Consider the following 20,157-nt stretch of genomic DNA (forward strand, 5'->3'; position numbering starts at 1 on the left):
GGTTTTTTGCGGTGGATCTTGTTTATCGTTAAAAGTAGTATAAAATATAGAGGAGGGTAAAACAATCTCGGGATACCGGTCATAAAAGTATGCCTTTTGCGGTGGCAGCTTGAAGGCATCACAAATGGATAATACAATGTTTTTGATAAAATATTTTGGATCAGCAAACTGATAAGTAACACTTTCCGTATATGTGTTTGTAATCCAGTTAGTAAGAATAGAAAAATATAAACTGTAATATTGACATTAATGTTTTTTTAATTTCAATTTTTTTTTAATTTAGTATTACCATAAAACCTAAAATGAACGTTATTACATATAAATGCAGTAAAGCCTTGTGGCTTGTAGGTATCATTATACCTTTTGCTATAGCGTTTATATGTGTTGTTGACATGAATGACCATAATTGGCCGGGTGTTTTACCGGTAGTCGCTATCCTGTGTGCTGTCGCTATTTATTATTGCAGGCAATGTTTTACCTACGATCTGCAAGATAAAGCTGCTCTGCAAATTGATCATGAGAAACTGATCTATCATATTGAAAATAAGGTTGTTTACTGGAATGATGTTACCGATATCAGCTGTGGGAAAATGCGTGGGCAAGGTATGTCGATCTTTTTTACTGTAAAGGGCGAGGGTATCCGGAACAGCTGTATTTGTGTATCTACTGATCTGATAGCTGGCAATGATAAGGAAATTTATAATGATATTATAGAACGCTATATCTCGGTTAAAATAAAAACGGCGCCCCCTTTTTCTGATCAGAAAACTTTGGCGGGGTAAGCTTATAATTCCAGGCAGATTACTAATGTGTTTGAATTCTGTTTATCAGGAGTGATCTGATGAACGTTCAGTGCTCATAAACCTTTGTTTGATAATATCCACAACGTTGTAACTTTTCCACAATCCCGTAAATGCGCAGCCAATGCATTAACTTTACCCGATTAACAAAAGGAGTAACCGCTTGGCTAAAGACACTACCAAAGAAACCCCCTTAATGCAGCAATACAACGCCATCAAGGCTAAGTATCCGGGCGCCTTGCTGTTGTTCCGTGTAGGTGATTTTTATGAAACCTTTGGCGAAGACGCTGTTAAAGCATCGGGCATACTGGGTATTGTGCTTACCCGCAGGGCCAATGGGGCTGCCACGCATATTGAACTGGCCGGCTTCCCGCATCATTCGCTCGAAACTTATTTGCCAAAACTGGTTAGGGCAGGGCAGCGTGTAGCTATCTGCGATCAACTGGAAGATCCCAAGACCACCAAGACCATTGTAAAGCGTGGTGTTACCGAGTTGGTTACCCCGGGTGTGGCTACCAATGATAATATACTGCACCAGAAGACCAATAATTACCTGGCATCGCTTCATTTTGAAAAAAATACCATAGGCATCGCCCTCATTGATATTTCGACGGGTGAGTTTATGACCGCGCAGGGTAACAGCGATTATATTGACAAGCTGCTGCAAAGTTTTTCGCCAAGTGAGGTGATTTATCCCAAGAGCCGTTCACGCGATTTTAAGGATACTTATGGCGATCGTTTTTATACCTATGCGCTCGACGAATGGCCCTACAGCGGCGATTATGCCAACGAAACCCTGTTGAAGCATTTTGGTGTAAAATCGCTCAAAGGTTTTGGTATTGATAAGCTTAACCTGGGTATCATTGCCGCAGGTGTGGCTATCCATTACCTCAACGAAACCGAACATCGTAACCTGCAGCATATATCGTCGATATCACGTATCGAAGAAGACAGGTATTTGTGGCTTGATAGATTTAGCATCCGCAATCTGGAACTGGTTGGCTCGGCTAATGAGAACGCCAAAACCCTGGTTGATGTGCTTGACCAAACCAGCTCACCCATGGGCGCACGTTTGCTGCGCCGCTGGATAGTGATGCCGCTAAAAGAAATAAAACCCATCAACGACCGCCTGGGTGTAGTGGAATACCTGATAGCTCAGGAAGAGCTTCGTGAAGAACTGCAACAATACATCCGCCAGATAGGCGACCTGGAAAGGCTCATCTCCAAAATTGGTTTACAAAAGGCCAATCCCCGCGAGGTATGCCAGCTTAAAAAAGCGTTAATGGCTATCGGCTCTATCAAAAAAATAGCCGAAACATCCGAGAGTCAGCCGCTCCAGGCCATAGGCGAACAGCTTAATCCCTGTGTGCTCATTTGCGAAAAAATAGAAAAAGAACTGCATCCGGAGCCCCCGGTAATGATCGTAAAAGGATCGGTGATGAACGAGGGGATCAACGAGGAACTGGACAGGCTGCGCAAGATCGCTTTCGGCGGTAAGGGCTACCTGCTGGAGATCCAAAAGCGTGAGGCTGAAGCTACCGGTATTCCATCGCTTAAAGTATCATTCAATAATGTGTTTGGTTATTACCTGGAGGTTACGCACAGCCATCGTGATAAAGTACCTTCGGAATGGATCCGCAAGCAGACACTGGTGAATGCCGAACGTTATATCACCCCCGAATTAAAAGAATACGAAGAGCAGATATTAGGCGCCGAAGAAAAGATACTGGCGCTGGAAACACGCCTGTATAACGACTTGCTATATGCCCTTGCCGAATATATTAAGCCCATACAATTGAATGCCCAGCTGATAGCCCGTTTGGATGTGCTGCTTAACTTTGCTACTATATCTATCAAAAACTACTATGTAAAGCCCGAAATAAGTGACAGTAAGCAGTTGGATATTAAGGGTGGGCGTCACCCGGTGATCGAAAAGAACCTGCCCTTGGGCGAGTCATATATCACCAATGATGTGTACCTTGATTCAGAGTCGCAGCAGATCATTATTATCACCGGGCCCAACATGGCAGGTAAATCGGCCTTGTTAAGGCAAACCGGTTTGATTGTATTAATGGCCCAGATGGGTTGCTTTGTGCCTGCTAAATCCGCTTATATTGGTTTGGTGGATAAGATATTTACAAGGGTTGGTGCATCGGACAATCTTTCATCCGGCGAATCAACCTTTATGGTGGAAATGAATGAAACAGCCAGTATATTGAATAACCTGTCTGACCGTAGCCTGATCCTGCTGGATGAGATCGGTCGCGGTACTTCAACTTATGATGGTATTTCCATAGCCTGGTCAATTGCCGAATACCTGCATAACCATCCATCAGCCAAAGCTAAAACGTTGTTTGCCACCCACTATCATGAACTGAACGAGTTAAGCAATAGCTTTAACCGCATCAAAAATTTTAATGTATCGGTAAAAGAGGTTGGTCACCAGATCATCTTCCTGCGTAAGCTGATACCGGGTGGTAGCGAGCATAGTTTTGGTATCCATGTAGCCAAACTGGCTGGTATGCCACCAAAAGTGCTTACCCGTGCTAACGAGATATTAAAAAAACTGGAAAACGAACGTACCGGCGGCGAACATATTAAGGAGAGCATCCGCAAGGTTCAAAAGCAAGCCGTGCAGATGCAGATGTTTTCCATAGACGATCCGGTACTGGTAAAGATCCGTGATACCCTGAATAATTTGGATGTAAATACACTTACGCCAGTGGAAGCCCTGATGAAGTTGGATGAGATACAGCGGGTGATTAAGAGTTAAGGATAAATGTGCAGATGTGCGGATTTCAGATGTGCAGATGATAACATAAGTCATGCCAAATTTATTTCGGCATCCCAGGGGACAAGCTAACAATTATAAAGGTAGTACCTCTGCCAATGGGATGCTGAAATAAATTCAGCATGACAACACACACCTATCCGACTATGCAAACACCATCATCCTGTCCGGGTAACGGGTGGCATAATTAGATACGATATTCTTGATATAATCATTACCCGGATATGGGGTCAGGTAATTTTTGAGTTGCTGGATATTATCGGCGTCAAAATAATGGGAGATATAGCCCATGCCATAAAACTGGCCTTTCTCCACCAAAATACAGCTATGCTCATCGCCGGTACGGCCTTCATCGCGGATGGCATAGGTAGGTAAGGCCTGCTTTAATTGGTCAATAGCGTTATTTACTTTCCGGTTGTAGTCATCAACTGTCTCTATGCCTTCACAGGCACAGGAGCTACCAGCAACGCTGGTGCACAGATTCTGGTTCTTCTGGATAAAGCACAATTTAGGGCAAAGTTCAAAATTTTCAATCAACTTGTTAAGCAGGTTGTAGCCATCAAGCAGCGAGTTACACGTATATATCGGGTCGCTGTATTTGCGGTATTTATCTACCGCGAGGCGCACGTAGCCACGCTGATCTTCAAATGAGTATAAGCAGTAGGCATTCTCAAAACGTTTCAGAGAGCGGTTGTATTTAGGCCACAGGCGTTTGATCTCGATAGCTTCCAAAACAAATGCGATCAATTCAGTACCGCAAACCTGGTAAGTTACCTGGTGTATATTACGTAAAAACTCCTGCCGTTGTAAACCAGGGTTATTACCCGTAAAATGACTGCTCACCCGCTTCTTCAGGCTTTTGGCCTTACCTACATAGATCACTTTACCCTTTTGATCATGAAAGTAATATACGCCCGGCATATAAGGCAACTGATCAAGGTCCTTTTTGGGAAGATTAGGAGGCAGTAGTTGTTCTTTTGACCCTTGCTTAAGCGCCCCTTTGATATGTCCTTCAGTATCGCTATTCAGCAGCAAGGTAAACAGCTCGGCAGTGGCCTCTGCATCGCCACCGGCGCGGTGACGGCTTTCATTATCAATACCCAGGTGTTTGCACAAGCGCCCGAGGCTATAAGAAGGTAGTCCGGGTAATATTTTACGCCCTAAGCGTACGGTACACAGTTTATTACATTGCAGATCGTATCCGGCGGCAGCTAAATGATAACGTACAAATGAATAGTCAAAATTGACATTGTGCGCAACAAATATTTTGCCGTGGATAAGGTGGTAAATATCAGCAGCTACATCTTCAAACGGCGGGGCTTTTTGCACCATTTCATTAGTGATACCTGTTAACGCACTAATATAAACCGGGATGTCCCTAAGCGGGTTTACCAGCGACTGGAAACGTTTAACCACCTTTTTACCGTCATGTATACATATGGCAATTTCGGTAATACCATTAGCGCTGGCATGGCCCCCGGTGGTTTCGATATCGACAATTGCATACATGTTTCAAATGTAATATATTTTGCTAATTATTTTAGTGTTTTTTGGATTAAAGATTTTTGGAATAAGGAGCAAGGATTTTTCTGTGATAGTGTGATTCAAAAAAACGGCTCGGAAAGATGATCTTCCCGAGCCGTTTTTCAATAGTCCTTGTTCTTTGATCCAAAGATCCTTATTCTAAAAAACTATTTCTTCTTAGGTTGAATCTGTTGTTGCTGGCGCATCATTTCTTCCATGCGAGCTCCAAAGCCCGATTTCTTTTTCTTTTCTTCGGGCTTCTTTTTGTTTTCCTGGATCTGGGCATGGATCTTTTTATCATCAACCATAAATTTGATCAGGTATTGCTGTAAAAAGGTAAGCATGTTGGCCAGGAAGTAATAGTAGTTCAATCCTGATGGATAGCTGTTCAGGGTAGCCAGGAATATGATAGGTGTAATGTAACCTATATATTTCATCTGACCGGTTGCGCCTGAGATCTGGTTGTTGAAATAAGTATATATCAATGTCGATATCGTCATCAATAAACACATTAAACTGATGTGATCACCAATTAGTGGGATATTAGGAAAGGTAACTACCGCATCATAAGTTGAAAGGTCATGCATCCATAAAAAGCTTTCGCCACGCAGCTCAAATAAGCTTGGGAAAAAGCGGAAGAACGCGATCACTATTGGCATTTGTATGAGCAATGGTAAGCAACCACCCAATGGGTTTACACCGGCTTTTTTATAGAGCTTTAAATATTCCTGTTGTAAAAGGGTAGGGTTGTCTTCACCAACTTTAGCTTTGATTTCATCCATCTCTGGTTTCAATACACGCATTTTGGCCATCGACAGGTATGATTTGTAAGTAAGCGGTGATAAAACCAGCTTCAATACAATGGTCAGGGCTAAAATGATAAGGCCATAGCTCCAGTTAAATTGGTTCAGGAAGTTAAATACCGGTAATACAGCAAAACGGTTAATGTATTTTAAAGGGCCCCAGCCCAGGTCTACCAGTTTTTGTAAATCGTTACCCTGGGCTTTAAGGGTTGAGTAGCGGTTGGGGCCAAAATAAAATTCCAATGGAACTGTGCCGTCGCTTGCGCGGGCAATAGTAAGGCCGGCCTTCATTTGTTTAACATCAGCAGTATCAGTTACATCTGTTGCTACGGCTAAGTTTGACTTGCTGATACCACCTTTAGCGATTAACACGTTTGAGAAGAAGTGCTGTTTAAAGGCTACCCATGCTAATTTTTTATCAGCTATTTCTTTCTGGTCGTCTTTGGAAACGCTTAGGTATTCATCATGACTTTCGGAGTCAAGATAATACACAGTTGAATACTGACGTTCCTGCTTGATGTCTTTTTCCTGTTTGTGCAGGCTGGCTGCCCAATTCAGGTTGATATTGCCACTGTTATTGATGATGCCGTCAAGTCCGGTTGGCTTAATGGTTAAGCCCAGTTTATAACCGGTACCTTTTAAGCTGTATACATAATCAATATACTGGGTAGGGCTGTAGCTTAAACGTAAGGTAACCGAAGCCGAATCTTTTTCGGCAACTTTAAGCCCAGGGGCACTTGATGTAAAATAATAATTGTCGGTATTGATAGGTGTATTACCCGCGGTGAAAGTTAAACCAAAATGATTTTGATCGCCGCTAAAAAGTATAAGTGGCTTTTTATTAAACGTTTTGAAGTTTTTCAACTCTACCGATGCAACTTTACCCCCGTGTGTGCTCAGTTTTACCAATAGTTCCTTATTCTCTAAGGTAATCACTTTTTCGCTGCCTACAGAGGCTGCTCCGAAAGGGCTTTTTAATAGGGCAGAGTCAACTGCGTGGGTTTTGCTGGTGTCTGTTTTAGCTGCTGTTGTCGCGGCAGTTTTAGCTTTGGCTAAGCCCTTTCTTATTGAGTCTTGCTGCTGTACCAGTCGCTCTTTTTTAAGTTCGGCATCAGATGGCTTCAGAAAATAAATTGAGCCAGCTATAATTGCCATGATCAGGAATAATCCTGTGAATGTATTTTTATCCATTATCTATTGTATCGAATGATCAGTTTTTTTATCAGTTATTGATCATCACTGTTAAATTTTCGTCTTTATTGTTCATGATCGATGCCCCCTTTGTTACACTATAATATTGCTTAGAGTTATCATCTGCAGGTATGTTACGATGGCTTAACTCAATTATAGTATATTCAAAACGCGTTCGGGCATTATAAATCTGTACTTACTTCTTGCGGGCATAAGCCAGTGAAGCGGCGACAAAGTTAATAAAAAGTGGGTGTGGATTAGCAACTGTTGATTTTAATTCGGGATGAAATTGCGCGCCCACGAAAAAGGGGTGGTTTTTTAACTCCACAATCTCTACCAGGTCGTTTTCCGGATTGATACCAGATGGGGTTAAACCAGCGGTTTCATATTGTTTAAGATACCCGTTATTAAACTCATAACGATGCCTGTGGCGTTCAGAAATTCGGGTTTTTCCGTATATGGTGGCGGCTTTACTACTCTTTTTTAATTCGCAGGCATAAGCGCCCAGGCGCATGGTACCGCCTTTAGCGGTGATGTTTTTCTGATCCTCCATCATGCCGATCACCGGGTACGGAGTTTCGGGGTTCATTTCGGTACTGTTGGCGTTTTCCAGCCCTAAAACATTACGGCCAAATTCCACAACCGCGCATTGCATGCCTAAACATATACCAAAGAAGGGAATATTATTTTCGCGTACATGGCGTATAGCCTGTATTTTACCTTCAAAACCACGCTCACCAAAACCCGGGGCAACCAGTACGCCGTGCATACCTTTTAATTTTTCAACAGCGTTTTCGGGTGTTAGTTGCTCCGATGGGATATATTCAACCCTCACTTTACACTCCATTTTGGCTCCAGCATGTATAAACGCTTCGGTGATAGATTTATAGGCATCTGGGAGTTCTACATATTTACCTACCAAAGCGATGCGTACATCAGCAGTAGGGTTTTTTAAACGGCCCAGGAAATCTTTCCAGCTTTCCAGATCTGGTTCATTTTTATGGGGAAGTTTAAGTTTGGTTAGTACTGTTTTATCTAATTGCTCCTTCAGCATCAGCAAAGGCACGTCGTAAATAGTTGAAGCGTCGATCGATTCGATAACCGCATTGATATTCACATTACAGAACAAAGCAATTTTTTTACGGATATCGTTGGAAAGCGGATGTTCGGTACGGCAAACCAATATATCGGGTTGAATACCATATTCCAACAACATTTTTACGGAGTGTTGGGTTGGTTTGGTTTTTAATTCACCTGCAGCTGCCAGGAAAGGCACTAATGTTAAATGGATAACCAAAGAGTTACCAGAGCCATTTTCCCATCTAAACTGGCGCACTGCCTCAATGTAAGGTAACGACTCGATATCGCCTACGGTACCACCCAACTCGGTGATCACGATATCGTACTCACCACTTTCACCCAATATGCGGAAGTTTCTTTTAATCTCATCAGTAATATGGGGCACAACCTGTACGGTTTTACCCAAAAAAGCGCCCTCACGTTCCTTATTGATCACATTTTGGTAAATACGGCCGGTAGTAATGTTGTTTGCTTTGGAAGTAGGGGTATTTAAAAAGCGTTCATAATGGCCAAGGTCCAGATCTGTTTCGGCGCCATCTTCGGTCACATAGCACTCTCCGTGTTCATAAGGGTTTAATGTTCCCGGATCTATATTGATATAGGGATCAAATTTTTGGATAGTGACGCGATAACCGCGTGATTGAAGAAGTTTGGCTAAAGAGGCTGAGATAATACCTTTTCCTAACGACGAGGTAACGCCGCCCGTAACAAAAATATATTTAGTCATGATTTTGTGTAATGTGGTACCTTTTTTACATGGTACCAATTGTTTGTGTACGGGATACAAAAGTATGAAAAATTTTGGGTTTCGCCTTAATAATTATTGAATTATTGATTTAGTGAATTGGTGATTTAACAGGATGTATTTTCTGTTTACTGAATTATACATTATATCTATAATGATTTATCCGGGCGATATATGCTAATCAATATCGAGCGCTATCGCCTTTAAATCAATATGTTAAAATGTGTTAAAAGATGTTAAGGAATGTTAATGCTCATGGACTTTTGACCCTTTAACCCGAACTTGGTCTTCAGTTACATATGACAAAACTTTACAACCTTATTTATGATACGCTACAATAAGATCAATAACCTGTTTGGCTGGCTTTGCCTGGTGATAGCCTTTGCCACCTATGTTTTAACCCTGGAGCCATCCGTTAGCTTTTGGGATTGCGGCGAGTTTATTGCCTGCGCCTACCGCTTGCAGGTATCGCATCAACCAGGTTACCCGATGTTTGCCATGCTGGGTAAATTGTTTTCGCTGTTGTCATTCGGCGATAATACCAAGGTGCCTTATTTTACCAACCTGGGTTCGGCGCTGGCCAGCGGGGCAACTATCATGTTCCTGTTCTGGACGATAACGGCCCTGGCTAAAAAGTTGCTGATTGCCAAAAACGAAGAAATTACCACATCACAAATGATTACCATCATGGGCGCTGGTTTGGTAGGAGCATTGGCCTTTACCTATACCGATACCTTCTGGTTTTCGGCGGTGGAAACCATCGTTTTCGCATTATCGTCATTATGTACCGCTGTTGTGTTTTGGGCGATACTGAAATGGGAAGCCCATGCCGATGAGCCCGGCGCCGATAAATGGATTGTAATGATCGCCTATATCATGGGCCTGTCCATCGGTATACATTTACTTAACCTACTTACCATACCGGCCATAACTATGGTTTATTATTTCCGCCGGTATAAAAATCCTACTATAAAAAGCAGTATCGTGGTGTTTTTGAACAGTATTGTGATCCTGGGTCTGGTGCAATACGGTATCAGGGAATATACCATCAAAATAGCTGCCTATGCCGATCTGTTTTTTGTAAATACCCTGGGTTTGGGTTTTGGCAGCGGGGCGGCATTCGTGTTTGTAACTATCGTTGCGCTATTGATTATGGCTATCAGGTATAGCATCCGTCATAAAAAGCCGGCACTGAACCTGGCGCTGGTTTGTGTGGCCTTTATCTATTTCGGTTATGGATCATTTATTTATATCCCAATCAGAGCTACTGCCAACACCAATTTGAACAATACGCATCCTGATAACGCTTTTACATTGAATAGTTATCTCAACAGGACTCAATATGGCGATAACCCTTTGTTATACGGCCCGCAGTTTGATGCCAAAGTTATTGACCAAAGCGAGGGCAGCGCCATGTACCGCAAGGGCCGTAACCGCTATGAGGTATCGGGCAAAAAGCAGAATTATGTGTTTGACCATAATACCATAATGCCCCGCATGCACAGCACCGAAGGCGATCAGGACTTTGCCCAGAACGTGCAATTCTACAAACAATGGCTTAACCTGCCCGATGGGCAAAGTCCGACTTTTGCCGATAATATGCGATGGATGCTGAGCTGGCAGATGTACCAGATGTACTGGCGCTACTTTCTATGGAACTTTGTTGGCCGGTATAACGACCTTGACGGGCAAACCAGCACCGCATCTACCGACGGCAACTGGACATCGGGCCTGTTTGATGGTGCGCGTCATCTGCCTAAATCTATCACCACTTCAAATACTTATACGCCTTTATATGCCCTGCCATTGGTTATTGGTATACTGGGCATGGTTTATCATTTTAAACGCAGGAGGGGCGACGCCACAATAATTGGCCTGCTTTGGTTTTTTACCGGCCTGGCCATTGTATTATATGTAAACCAGGTTAACCTGCAACCCCGCGAACGCGATTACTCGTACGTAGGCTCCTTCTATGCTTTTGCTATTTGGATAGGGCTGGGGGTGCTGGCTATTAATGATCTTTTACGCCGCAGGGTTAACGCCCACGGCGCTGCGCTGGCATCGGTGGCAACTTGTCTGTTGGTTGCCCCGATACTGCTGGCCCGGCAGGAGTGGGGAGCGCATGACCGGTCGACCAAAATGATCCCGCATGATATGGCCTATAATTTCCTGATATCCTGTCCCAAAAACGCTATCCTGTTTACTTATGGCGATAATGACACTTATTCGCTTTGGTACGACCAGGAGGTGGAAGGTATCAGGCCAGATGTACGCATTGTATGTAATAGTTTGCTCGGGATGGACTGGTATATACACCAGATGGATAAGCCTATGAATCAATCGGCTCCTTTACCGTTAACCATGCCCTTTGAAAAATACAGGTTGGGCACACGCGATGTAATAGCGTATAATGATGCCAAAATAACCGGATCGGTAGATGTAAAAGATGTGTTTGATTTTATTACTTCGGATGATAACCGAACTAAGGTACAGTACCAGAACGGCGAAACCATGAACTATCTGCCCACCAAAAACTTTAAATTGAGCATCAACCCCGATGAAGTGCTGAAGAACGGCGTAATAACCGCACAGCAAAAAGATAAACTGACCACCGAGATGGAGTGGAAATATCCGGCTAATTATATTTTTAAAGATAACCTGGCCCTGATAGATATAGTTGCGCATAATAACTGGCGCAGGCCTATCTGCTTTAGTCTTGGCTTTGGACCCGAAAGTATGGGCGGTCTGCATCCATATGCGTACAAAGAGGGTTTTGTTTACCACCTGATACCGTTTAAGGCCGATACATCTGTACAAAACCAGTTGAGTAAGGTAAATAGTCAGGTGATGTATAATAATGTGATGACCAAGTTTAAATTCGGAAATTTTAAACACGCCAGGTATCTTGATCCGGTAGCAAAAACTGAATTTTATCCTTTTATGGAAACTACTTTCCATGATTTGGCACAGGGGCTTATCAAGGATGGCCGGAATGATCTGGCTCTGAATGTGCTGCATAAATTTGACCAGGAAATGCCGGATATCAACCCCAATATCGATTCGGCCCACCGCAAACTCATGCTGGCACAGGTGGCCTATAAACTGAATGATAAAGAACTGGCTAACCGCTATGTAAAAGGTATTGATAGCTATTTGACGGATCAGCTGGCCTATAATTATACATTGCTGCAAAATAAGCCCGAAGCGCTGAATGCCAATGAAGTACAGTTTCAGCTATATGTATTGAACGGACTGGCAGATACTACCAAAAACTACAAGGAAACAGCCCTGCATCAACAATACCAGGCACAACTGGATGATTATGGGAATAAGTTTGCGGCTTTACTGAACAGGCAGGAGTAATTATAGTCTAAATTCTTTTTGGCACGATGCTCCCGCGGGATACACTTCGCTAATCCCATGGGACGTGCTTAAAGCCTGCGGCTTAAATTCAGCTGAAAACTGAAACCATATACCTAACGAGTTGGAAACTCGCCGGAGCGGGTAACAAATCAACCCTAAAATAAGATGACTGCCTCAATGTGAGATAGCCATCTTTTGGCTAATTAGTTTTCATGCTGCACCTCGTGTTGCAAACAAATTACACCTGAGCTAAAAACATGCGTTTTCAGGAGTTTCAGCGACTGCTTTTCTTTAATATTTTTAAATACCGGAATTCCTGCACCCAACAATACTGGATTGACGAAAAGCCAGCATTCATCGATCAGGTTTTCTGCCAAAAGGGTGTGCGCTGCGGTAGGACTTCCGAATAACAAGATATCTCCTGTTGTTTCCTCTTTTAATTTATGAAGAGCTGCAGCATAGTCCTTACTAATCACCGTTGTATTGGTGAATGTTGCCTGGTTCAGCGTGTTTGATAGTACCACTTTATGCGCGGTTTTGTACCAGGCGGCATGTACCCTGTCGTGTTTGCTTGCATCGGGCTGCTCTGCTGCTGTTGGCCAATAGCTTTCCATCATTTGAAAGGTTACCCTCCCATATAATGCCGTATTGGTTTGCGCGATCCTTTCCTCAACGAAATCAAAAATCTCCTGATCTACTTGGATCCAGTTCATTTCGCCTTTTGTACCGGCAGCAAAGCCATCGAGCGATGTATGCATGAATAATACTATCTTTCCCATATTGGTTTTTATTTTAATTAAAATGATTGCTTTGTATGTGATACAAATCTCAGGGAAATATAGGTAATAGAATAGGGAAAAACCGACAAATAACAGGGGTAATTACGACAAATACCGATTTGCTTATTTATCCGGATAAGCTGATAACATAAAAAAAGCCGTCTCGGGGACGGCTGCTCCTTTTTTAAATACTTGTGGTACTATTATATTGTTGAACCAGGTTCCTGATCCGTTTAAAGCTAAACTTATTTTCGGCGGTATACTGGGTGTAAACCGCATTGTTATCGCTGATCAAAGTGGTAAATTCTCCCTTACGCTGCTTTTTTGATTTAGTCATAAATACATCATCAGTTTTTAAGGGGCGGGCAATATCCGAGCCTTTGGCAACATACCACTTGGTAACTTGAGTAACAGTGTTATTTACATAAACATCGGTAGTTTCTTCGTACAAACTTATTTTCCCGGTCTCCAGAACAAGCAGGAACTCAGGCTTTGTTTTTCCCTCTTTGATAACAGCGCGGTATAGGGTATTCTTTTTGCTGATATAGTATTCTTTGATCTCTTCAGGTTTGATTTTTATAGCCTGGCTATTGGCGCTTGTTTTGTAATTGCCATAGCCGCAGGTTATTAAGGGGATCTTGATGGTACAAGGTATCGAATCACCCTTGGTAGTGATCACATAGTCCTGGGCTTGTGCTTTCACACCAAAGGTAAATAAGGCAGCAGCTATGTAGGTGATTACTTTTTTCAATAGAGGCTTCATAGCAGTGTGAGGTTAATGTAAAGGCAAAGTTATTACATGTTTAACCCCATAGTGTTATATGAATGCCATATTTTAATCAAACGATTAACTTCGGCTAATAAATAAAAGGAAGCCACTCTTCCGAAACACAGGACTAAAGTATGGTAGTTAAATTCAGCAGAAATATATTAATAGTCCAGATGGTTGTCTGGCGGGGATGGAGGTATTTGTTGACCAGTATTATACCAATGAATAAGATTGCGAAGCTGATCATAAGTGAATTTATTCTCGGTTGTATATTTATTGTATACAGCTTCGTTATCCTTGATGAGCTCAGAGAAGTTGTCTTTTCGTTCTTTCCTGGAGGAGGAAAATAACATTCCGCTGCTTTTTAGTTTTTTTGAGGTATCAGAGCCTTTGGATACATACCATTCAATCTTATTAACACCGTAGGTGCTGGGGTAATAGTCCTCGTAAAGATTTATTTTCCCTTTTTCTAAAAGTTCCAAAAATACTCTTGATGAATGATCTTCTTTAGTAGTAGAGCCCCAGAGTATATGCCGGCGGGCCACATAGTATTCTTTTACTTTATCAGGTTTGATTTTGGTTAACTTGGTAGAATCAGTTGTAGAGTACCTAAAGCCGCTGAATATGCTGATATTGATATTACAAGGGATGGAATCCCCATTCATCATAATTACATAATCCGGATATTGCTCCGGAGTTTTGGGTCTCTCCGCTTGTTCTTGTGCCTTGGCGTTTAAAGATAAACACAACACTGTGCAAGACATCAGTATTTTAGTGAAAAGTTTCATAACAAGGTTAGGTTTAGGTTTGATAAATATAATTTAAAACTTCAATTTCAACAGATCTTCCGGTACATCAACCGCGTAGGTTTCCAGTTCGGTTTCGGCAACTTTAATGCGGTAGCCGTTCTCTATCCAGCGAAGCTGCTCCAGACTTTCGGCTTTTTCCAGTGGCGACACTGGTAGTTTGGTGATCTGCTGTAATACATCGGCCCTGTAGCCATATATGCCAATGTGTTTAAAGAACGTATAAAACTCCAGCCAGTTTTCGGGCTCCTCTCCGCGGATATGCGGGAGGGCTGAGCGTGAAAAATAAACGGCTTCAGATAATTTGTTTACCACTACCTTGGGCGAGTTGGTATTGAATAGCTCTTCTTCGGTTTTTATCCTTTTAATGAGGGTAGCCAACGGTGTATCCTTGTCGGTAAAGCAAGTTGCCAGTTTACCGATCTGTTCGGGATCGATAAAAGGTTCATCGCCTTGGATGTTGATAATCACATCGTGCTCCGGATGCAGCAGGGCCACTTCAGCGCAACGATCGGTGCCGCTTTGATGCGTATCAGCTGTCATCACGGCAACGCCGCCAAAGGCCTGTACGTGGCTAAATATGCGGTCGTCATCGGTAGCTACAACTACTTCGTTCAGACTCCTGCACTTTTTGGCCTGCTCATATACCCGCTGTATCATGCTTTTACCGCCAATATCAACCAAGGGCTTACCCGGGAACCGGGAAGACGCGTAACGGGCGGGGATGATGCCGAGAGTTTTCATTTTTTGGTTCGGGGTTCGTGTTGTGTGTTTTGAGTTATCGGTTGCGGGTTTTGTGTTTCGTCTTATCAGTTGTGAGTATATGATTTGTTTTTGCGCCAAACCAACCCAAACCTCGATCCACGCCCCTCGAACCTCACTAAAACAGCCCGTTAATTTCGCGTTCGATCAGCTGAACAATGGTGGCCATATCTTCGGTGTTATTGGCAAAATCAAGATTGTCTTTATCCAATATCAATAGTTTACCCAGCTTGTAGTTTTTTATCCATTTGTCGTACTTCTCGTTCAGTTTGGAAAGATAATCCAGGCGGATACCTATTTCATATTCCCGGCCGCGGCGTTGTATGTTGCTGACCAGGGTAGGTACGGATGCTTTGAGGTAAACCAGCAGATCGGGTGGTTTAATAAACTCGGTGATATTATCAAAGATGGATTGGTAGTTTTCGTAATCGCGACTGGTCATCAGACCCATATCATGCAGGTTTTCGGCAAAAATATAGGCATCCTCATAAATAGTGCGATCCTGCAGAATATTGCGCCCGCTTTTTTGTATGTCGACTATCTGGCGGTAACGGCTGTTCAGGAAATAGATCTGGAGATTAAAGCTCCAGCGTTTCATGTCGCTGTAAAAATCTTCGAGGTAGGGATTGTTATCAACGGCTTCAAACAGCGGTTCCCATCCATAGTTCCGGGCCAGCATTTCGGTGAGGGTAGTTTTGCCCGCTCCTATGTTTCCTACAATAGCTATGTGCATACGTTGGGTTTTAGTTCATGGATAATAGTTCATAGATCATAGTAGTAGCAGAAAAATAGCTTTGAACATTTATTCTTCACCAAAATCTAGTCCCTAAAAATACACTATGAACAATGAACTATCAACAATGAACTTATTAAAATTTCCTGAAACCTATAATTTCCCTTACCTCTCGTATAGTTTTTGAAGCACTTTCGCGGGCTTTATCGGCACCGTGCTGGGCCACTTTACTCAGGTAAGCGGCATCGTTGGCAATAGCATTGATACGGTCGCGGATAGGGGCGGTGGCTGTGATCATATCTTCGGCCAGTTGCTTTTTCAGGTCGCCGTAACGGATGCTGCAGGTATTGTACAGGTTATCGAAATGAGCCAGTGTATCTGCCGACGAAACTACTTTCATCAGATCGAATAAATTCTGGATCTCTTGTGGTTTGGTTTGGTTTTCAACGGTTGGCCCCGCATCCGTCACTGCGCGCATTACCTTTTTGCGGATGGCTTCGGGTGTATCACTCAAGAAAATGGCATTGCCTTCACCTTCTGATTTGCCCATTTTTCCTTTACCGTCAAGCCCCGGAATTTTTACCAGGTTATCGCTGTAGCTAAAAGCAAAAGGTTCGGGAAAATAATCGTGATTGTACAGCCTGTTAAAACGGTTGCCAAAAGTGCGGGCCATTTCCAGGTGTTGTTCCTGATCTTTACCTACAGGTACTTTGGTTGCTTTATGGATAATGATATCGGCAGCCATTAATACCGGGTAGGTAAGTAGTCCGGCATTTACATTATCGGGATTAGCACGCACCTTATCCTTAAAGGAAGTTGCGCGTTCCAGCTCGCCCAGGTAGGCGTTCATGTTGAGGTACAGGTATAACTCGGCAATCTCAGGTACGTCTGATTGTACGTAGATAGTAGCCTTATCCGGATCAATGCCCGCTGCCAGGTACTCTACCAAAACCTGCTTTACGTTGGTGTGCAGGTCGGCAGGGGTAGGGTGCGTAGTTAAGGAGTGCAGGTCGGCGATAAAAAAAAAGCAGTTATATTCCGACTGCATTTTTATAAAATTTTGCAGTGCTCCGTAGTAATTTCCTAAGTGCAGATTTCCGGTTGATCGGATGCCACTAACAACAGTTTCCATAGGCTGCGAAAGTAAGGAATTTTTCTATTTTTGGTGGAGATGAATATGATATTGAACGGTGTTGATATTTAACATAACAGTTTAGCCTGTGGCGATTGAGTATTTTTTCTAATTTTGGTCGCCATGAAATTAGCATTAAAAAGGATCCACACTTATTTTTACAGGTATAGTGTAGGGTTTTTTTTTATACTTTTCTGGCCATTGTTGTTCCTGCTCTCCAAAAGGCCGAAACTTTACCGGTACATTAATAAGCTGCGGCAATTTATCGCCTTTATCAGCTCGGCATTCTCGGGCATATTTTATCGGGCTACCTTCGAAGAACCTATTGACTGGAGCCGTACGTATGTCATCTGTCCTAATCATACCTCCAATCTTGATGTATCAGCCATCAGTGTGCATTTGCGTAATAACCATTGTTTTATGGCTAAGGAGGAGCTCCGGAGTCATTTTATACTGAACTTCTTTTTTAATACTATTGATATCACCGTTAACCGCGAAAGTAAAATGTCGTCCTTCCGGGCGTTTAAAAAAGCATCCGAAAAATTAAATGAAGGAGTAAGTATGGTGATATTTCCCGAAGGTACTATCCCCGATGTTTATCCGCCTGCCTTACACGCGTTTAAGAATGGCCCATTCAGGCTGGCTATTGAAATGAAGGTTCCTATTATTCCGATCAGCTGCCCCGATACTTGGAAGGTACTTTGGGATACCGGTTTAGAATTTGGCAGCAGACCAGGAATTTGTGATATATTTGTACATAAACCCATTGAAACGGCCCATTTAACTTTAGATGATGCCGACGCGCTTCGAGATGAGGTTCACGCTATTATTAAACAAAAATTGCAACAGGCATGACCATTGATAAAGAAACAGTTGAAAAAGTTGCCCACCTGGCCCGTTTGGAACTCAGCGAAACAGAAAAACAGGAAATGATTAAGGATATGAGCAAGATCCTCGACTTTATGGCAAAACTGAATGAACTGGATACAACAGGTGTTGAACCCCTGGTTTACATGACCGGCGATGTCAATGTGTTGCGCGACGATGTGGTAAAACAACAGATAACCCATCAGGAAGCGCTTGAAAACGCTCCAAAACATGATGAGAACTACTTCCTGGTTGCCAAAGTGATTGAGAAGTAAGTTAAAAGTCAGAATTAAAAAGTCAAAACCCGTTCATTACACTTTTGAACTTTGGCTTTTTAATTTTGAATTATTGTAACTTCACAGGCATATCTTAGTCAAAACCAAAAATATTATATGGAGCCATTGAATACTGACAAGCCATTAATAACCATTAAAGATATCGGGCGTAAGTACGTGATCGGTGCCGAGGTGATCCACGCGCTGAAGTCGGTTACCCTGAATATCAATAAAGGCGAGTTTGTAGCATTGATGGGCCCTTCAGGTTCGGGAAAATCAACCCTGATGAATATCCTGGGTTGCCTCGATACTCCTTCAAAAGGCGAGTATATCCTGAACGGTATCAACGTAAGCCACATGACCGATAACGAGCTGGCTGAGGTGCGTAACTCCGAGATTGGTTTCGTTTTCCAGACATTTAACCTACTGCCCCGTAACACCGCGCTTGATAATGTGGCCCTGCCGTTGATTTATGCAGGGGTTAACAAAGAAAACCGCACAGAACGTGCTACCAACGCCCTCAAAAATGTGGGTTTAGGTAATCGTATTGATCATAAACCTAATGAATTATCGGGTGGTCAGCGGCAGCGTGTAGCTGTGGCCCGTGCATTGATCAACAATCCGTCCATTATTTTGGCCGATGAGCCTACGGGTAACCTTGATACCAAAACATCCATCGAGATTATGGGCCTGATAGAAGATATCCACGCCAAAGGCAATACCATCATCTTAGTAACGCACGAAGAAGATATCGCCCTGCATGCACACCGCATTGTACGTATGCGCGATGGTTTGATAGAGAAGGATTACGCCAATACCGAGATCCAAACCGTAAACCGCAAAGTAGAGGAAGTGTAGAAAGGGACAAGTCCATTAGAGTCAGTAATCAGGAAAAAAATATCCGTGAAACATTTACAAACTGGAAGCTTTTACGGACAAACCAATCAAACTATCTGTTTAAAAGGGATTACTTTAACAGATACCGAATACACCCATGATAAGGTAGATTGGCACTATCACGAAAATGCCTACTTCACTTTTATATTAGCCGGCCATGTTATTGAAGGCAACAAGAAAGAAATTTACAATTGCTCGGCAGGTAGTTTGCTGTTTCATAACTGGCAAGATCCACATTACAATATAAAACCCAAAGGCTTTACGCGTGGTTTCCACATTGAACTACAAAAAAACTGGTTTGATGGGTTTAATCTTTCTCAGGATAAAATTCAGGGCAGTTTCACCATCAATGACCCAGATGTTAAATTTTTGTTATACAGGCTCTTTAAAGAATCAAAAATTGACGATGAGGTAACCGCTCTTTCTGTTGAGGCCCTATTGTTGCAAACATTGGTCAAAATGCAGACGGGTAAATTAAGCTCATCCCAACAGGTGCCGCTTTGGGCTAAAAAAATAAAAGAGATCCTGGCAGATGAGTTTGCTCAAAAGCACACACTTGATGATCTGTCGGCTCAGTTACAAATTCATCCGGTTCATCTTTCCCGTGATTTTTCAAAATATTTTAATTGTAATCTGGGCGAGTATATCAGGAAGTTAAAGGTCGAAAGATCATTTTCCTTGTTGCATAACCACCATTTGTCGTTAACAGATATTGCTTTTCAATGCGGTTTTGCAGACCAGAGCCACTTTTTGCGCAGCTTTAAACAGTTTAGCGATGCCAATCCATCGGCCTACCGTAAGTTGCTTATGCGGGCATGTTAATTCTGTTCTATTTTGTAT

The 20,157-nt window shown here is 42.7% G+C and carries 16 protein-coding genes; 7 read left to right on the forward strand and 9 right to left on the reverse strand.

Annotation, left to right across the window (positions count from 1 at the left end; all coding sequences use genetic code 11):
* Nucleotides 1-302 precede the first annotated feature (302 nt).
* Nucleotides 303-782 carry a hypothetical protein gene (locus ACNURT_RS11660; protein ID WP_419701891.1) on the forward strand — a complete coding sequence of 160 codons (480 nt, stop codon included), beginning with the start codon at nucleotides 303-305 and terminating at the stop codon, nucleotides 780-782.
* 181 nt (nucleotides 783-963) lie between these two features.
* A complete protein-coding gene (gene mutS, locus ACNURT_RS11665) occupies nucleotides 964-3,573 on the forward strand; it encodes a DNA mismatch repair protein MutS (protein ID WP_419701892.1) in 2,610 nt (869 codons plus the stop codon).
* A gap of 162 nt (nucleotides 3,574-3,735) precedes the next feature.
* Here the strand turns inward: mutS and ACNURT_RS11670 are convergent, their stop codons facing one another.
* The 3 genes from ACNURT_RS11670 to ACNURT_RS11680 all read right to left on the reverse strand — a co-directional run bounded on the left by ACNURT_RS11670 (nucleotide 3,736) and on the right by ACNURT_RS11680 (nucleotide 8,916).
* The gene (locus ACNURT_RS11670) at nucleotides 3,736-5,100 is read right to left on the reverse strand and encodes an exonuclease domain-containing protein (RefSeq protein ID WP_419701893.1); all 1,365 of its coding nucleotides are present in this window, start codon (nucleotides 5,098-5,100) and stop codon (nucleotides 3,736-3,738) included.
* 182 nt (nucleotides 5,101-5,282) lie between these two features.
* Nucleotides 5,283-7,109: a membrane protein insertase YidC gene (gene yidC / locus ACNURT_RS11675; RefSeq protein ID WP_419701894.1), complete on the reverse strand. Its 1,827-nt coding sequence runs from the start codon at nucleotides 7,107-7,109 to the stop codon at nucleotides 5,283-5,285.
* 196 nt (nucleotides 7,110-7,305) lie between these two features.
* Entirely contained in the window at nucleotides 7,306-8,916 is a 1,611-nt protein-coding gene (locus ACNURT_RS11680) for a CTP synthase (protein ID WP_419701895.1), read from the reverse strand.
* Between the two features lie 342 nt (nucleotides 8,917-9,258).
* On the opposite strand from ACNURT_RS11680, the gene ACNURT_RS11685 reads away from it, so the two are divergent.
* Nucleotides 9,259-12,297, forward strand: a complete 3,039-nt coding sequence (locus tag ACNURT_RS11685) for a protein O-mannosyl-transferase family (protein ID WP_419701896.1) — start codon at nucleotides 9,259-9,261, stop codon at nucleotides 12,295-12,297.
* 203 nt (nucleotides 12,298-12,500) lie between these two features.
* On the opposite strand, the gene ACNURT_RS11690 is transcribed toward ACNURT_RS11685, so the two are convergent.
* The 6 genes from ACNURT_RS11690 to trpS form a co-directional block, all read right to left on the reverse strand.
* Complete coding sequence (locus tag ACNURT_RS11690) at nucleotides 12,501-13,076, reverse strand: dihydrofolate reductase family protein (RefSeq protein ID WP_419701897.1); 576 nt, start codon at nucleotides 13,074-13,076, stop codon at nucleotides 12,501-12,503.
* A 184-nt stretch (nucleotides 13,077-13,260) separates the two neighbouring features.
* A complete protein-coding gene (locus tag ACNURT_RS11695; RefSeq protein ID WP_370994234.1) occupies nucleotides 13,261-13,839 on the reverse strand; it encodes a hypothetical protein in 579 nt (192 codons plus the stop codon).
* 167 nt (nucleotides 13,840-14,006) lie between these two features.
* Nucleotides 14,007-14,633 carry a hypothetical protein gene (locus ACNURT_RS11700; protein ID WP_419701898.1) on the reverse strand — a complete coding sequence of 209 codons (627 nt, stop codon included), beginning with the start codon at nucleotides 14,631-14,633 and terminating at the stop codon, nucleotides 14,007-14,009.
* A gap of 33 nt (nucleotides 14,634-14,666) precedes the next feature.
* The gene (kdsB, locus tag ACNURT_RS11705) at nucleotides 14,667-15,395 is read right to left on the reverse strand and encodes a 3-deoxy-manno-octulosonate cytidylyltransferase (RefSeq protein WP_419701899.1); all 729 of its coding nucleotides are present in this window, start codon (nucleotides 15,393-15,395) and stop codon (nucleotides 14,667-14,669) included.
* 136 nt (nucleotides 15,396-15,531) lie between these two features.
* Nucleotides 15,532-16,146 carry a deoxynucleoside kinase gene (locus ACNURT_RS11710; protein ID WP_370994229.1) on the reverse strand — a complete coding sequence of 205 codons (615 nt, stop codon included), beginning with the start codon at nucleotides 16,144-16,146 and terminating at the stop codon, nucleotides 15,532-15,534.
* Between the two features lie 136 nt (nucleotides 16,147-16,282).
* A complete protein-coding gene (trpS, locus tag ACNURT_RS11715; protein ID WP_419701900.1) occupies nucleotides 16,283-17,278 on the reverse strand; it encodes a tryptophan--tRNA ligase in 996 nt (331 codons plus the stop codon).
* 123 nt (nucleotides 17,279-17,401) lie between these two features.
* Here trpS and ACNURT_RS11720 point away from each other — a divergent pair, with 123 nt between their 5' ends.
* From ACNURT_RS11720 to ACNURT_RS11735, 4 genes are all read left to right on the forward strand, one after another.
* Nucleotides 17,402-18,133 carry a lysophospholipid acyltransferase family protein gene (locus ACNURT_RS11720; protein ID WP_419701901.1) on the forward strand — a complete coding sequence of 244 codons (732 nt, stop codon included), beginning with the start codon at nucleotides 17,402-17,404 and terminating at the stop codon, nucleotides 18,131-18,133.
* Nucleotides 18,130-18,420 carry an Asp-tRNA(Asn)/Glu-tRNA(Gln) amidotransferase subunit GatC gene (gene gatC, locus ACNURT_RS11725; protein ID WP_419701902.1) on the forward strand — a complete coding sequence of 97 codons (291 nt, stop codon included), beginning with the start codon at nucleotides 18,130-18,132 and terminating at the stop codon, nucleotides 18,418-18,420. The genes ACNURT_RS11720 and gatC overlap by 4 nt, the downstream gene beginning before the upstream one ends.
* Before the next feature lie 117 nt (nucleotides 18,421-18,537).
* Nucleotides 18,538-19,278 carry an ABC transporter ATP-binding protein gene (locus ACNURT_RS11730; protein ID WP_370994225.1) on the forward strand — a complete coding sequence of 247 codons (741 nt, stop codon included), beginning with the start codon at nucleotides 18,538-18,540 and terminating at the stop codon, nucleotides 19,276-19,278.
* Between the two features lie 45 nt (nucleotides 19,279-19,323).
* A complete protein-coding gene (locus ACNURT_RS11735; protein WP_419701903.1) occupies nucleotides 19,324-20,139 on the forward strand; it encodes a helix-turn-helix domain-containing protein in 816 nt (271 codons plus the stop codon).
* Nucleotides 20,140-20,157: the final 18 nt, after the last annotated feature.

Source organism: Mucilaginibacter sp. NFX135, assembly GCF_048565145.1.
Lineage (GTDB): Bacteria > Bacteroidota > Bacteroidia > Sphingobacteriales > Sphingobacteriaceae > Mucilaginibacter.

Excerpts from the sequence above, each read along its gene's own strand:
- ACNURT_RS11660 (WP_419701891.1), top strand. The coding sequence starts at position 303 with ATGAACGTTATTACATATAAATGCAGTAAAGCCTTGTGGCTTGTAGGT.
- ACNURT_RS11670 (WP_419701893.1), bottom strand. The coding sequence starts at position 5,100 with ATGTATGCAATTGTCGATATCGAAACCACCGGGGGCCATGCCAGCGCT.
- yidC (WP_419701894.1), bottom strand. The coding sequence starts at position 7,109 with ATGGATAAAAATACATTCACAGGATTATTCCTGATCATGGCAATTATA.
- ACNURT_RS11680 (WP_419701895.1), bottom strand. The coding sequence starts at position 8,916 with ATGACTAAATATATTTTTGTTACGGGCGGCGTTACCTCGTCGTTAGGA.
- ACNURT_RS11685 (WP_419701896.1), top strand. The coding sequence starts at position 9,259 with ATGATACGCTACAATAAGATCAATAACCTGTTTGGCTGGCTTTGCCTG.
- ACNURT_RS11690 (WP_419701897.1), bottom strand. The coding sequence starts at position 13,076 with ATGGGAAAGATAGTATTATTCATGCATACATCGCTCGATGGCTTTGCT.
- ACNURT_RS11695 (WP_370994234.1), bottom strand. The coding sequence starts at position 13,839 with ATGAAGCCTCTATTGAAAAAAGTAATCACCTACATAGCTGCTGCCTTA.
- ACNURT_RS11700 (WP_419701898.1), bottom strand. The coding sequence starts at position 14,633 with ATGAAACTTTTCACTAAAATACTGATGTCTTGCACAGTGTTGTGTTTA.
- kdsB (WP_419701899.1), bottom strand. The coding sequence starts at position 15,395 with ATGAAAACTCTCGGCATCATCCCCGCCCGTTACGCGTCTTCCCGGTTC.
- ACNURT_RS11710 (WP_370994229.1), bottom strand. The coding sequence starts at position 16,146 with ATGCACATAGCTATTGTAGGAAACATAGGAGCGGGCAAAACTACCCTC.
- trpS (WP_419701900.1), bottom strand. The coding sequence starts at position 17,278 with ATGGAAACTGTTGTTAGTGGCATCCGATCAACCGGAAATCTGCACTTA.
- ACNURT_RS11720 (WP_419701901.1), top strand. The coding sequence starts at position 17,402 with ATGAAATTAGCATTAAAAAGGATCCACACTTATTTTTACAGGTATAGT.
- gatC (WP_419701902.1), top strand. The coding sequence starts at position 18,130 with ATGACCATTGATAAAGAAACAGTTGAAAAAGTTGCCCACCTGGCCCGT.
- ACNURT_RS11730 (WP_370994225.1), top strand. The coding sequence starts at position 18,538 with ATGGAGCCATTGAATACTGACAAGCCATTAATAACCATTAAAGATATC.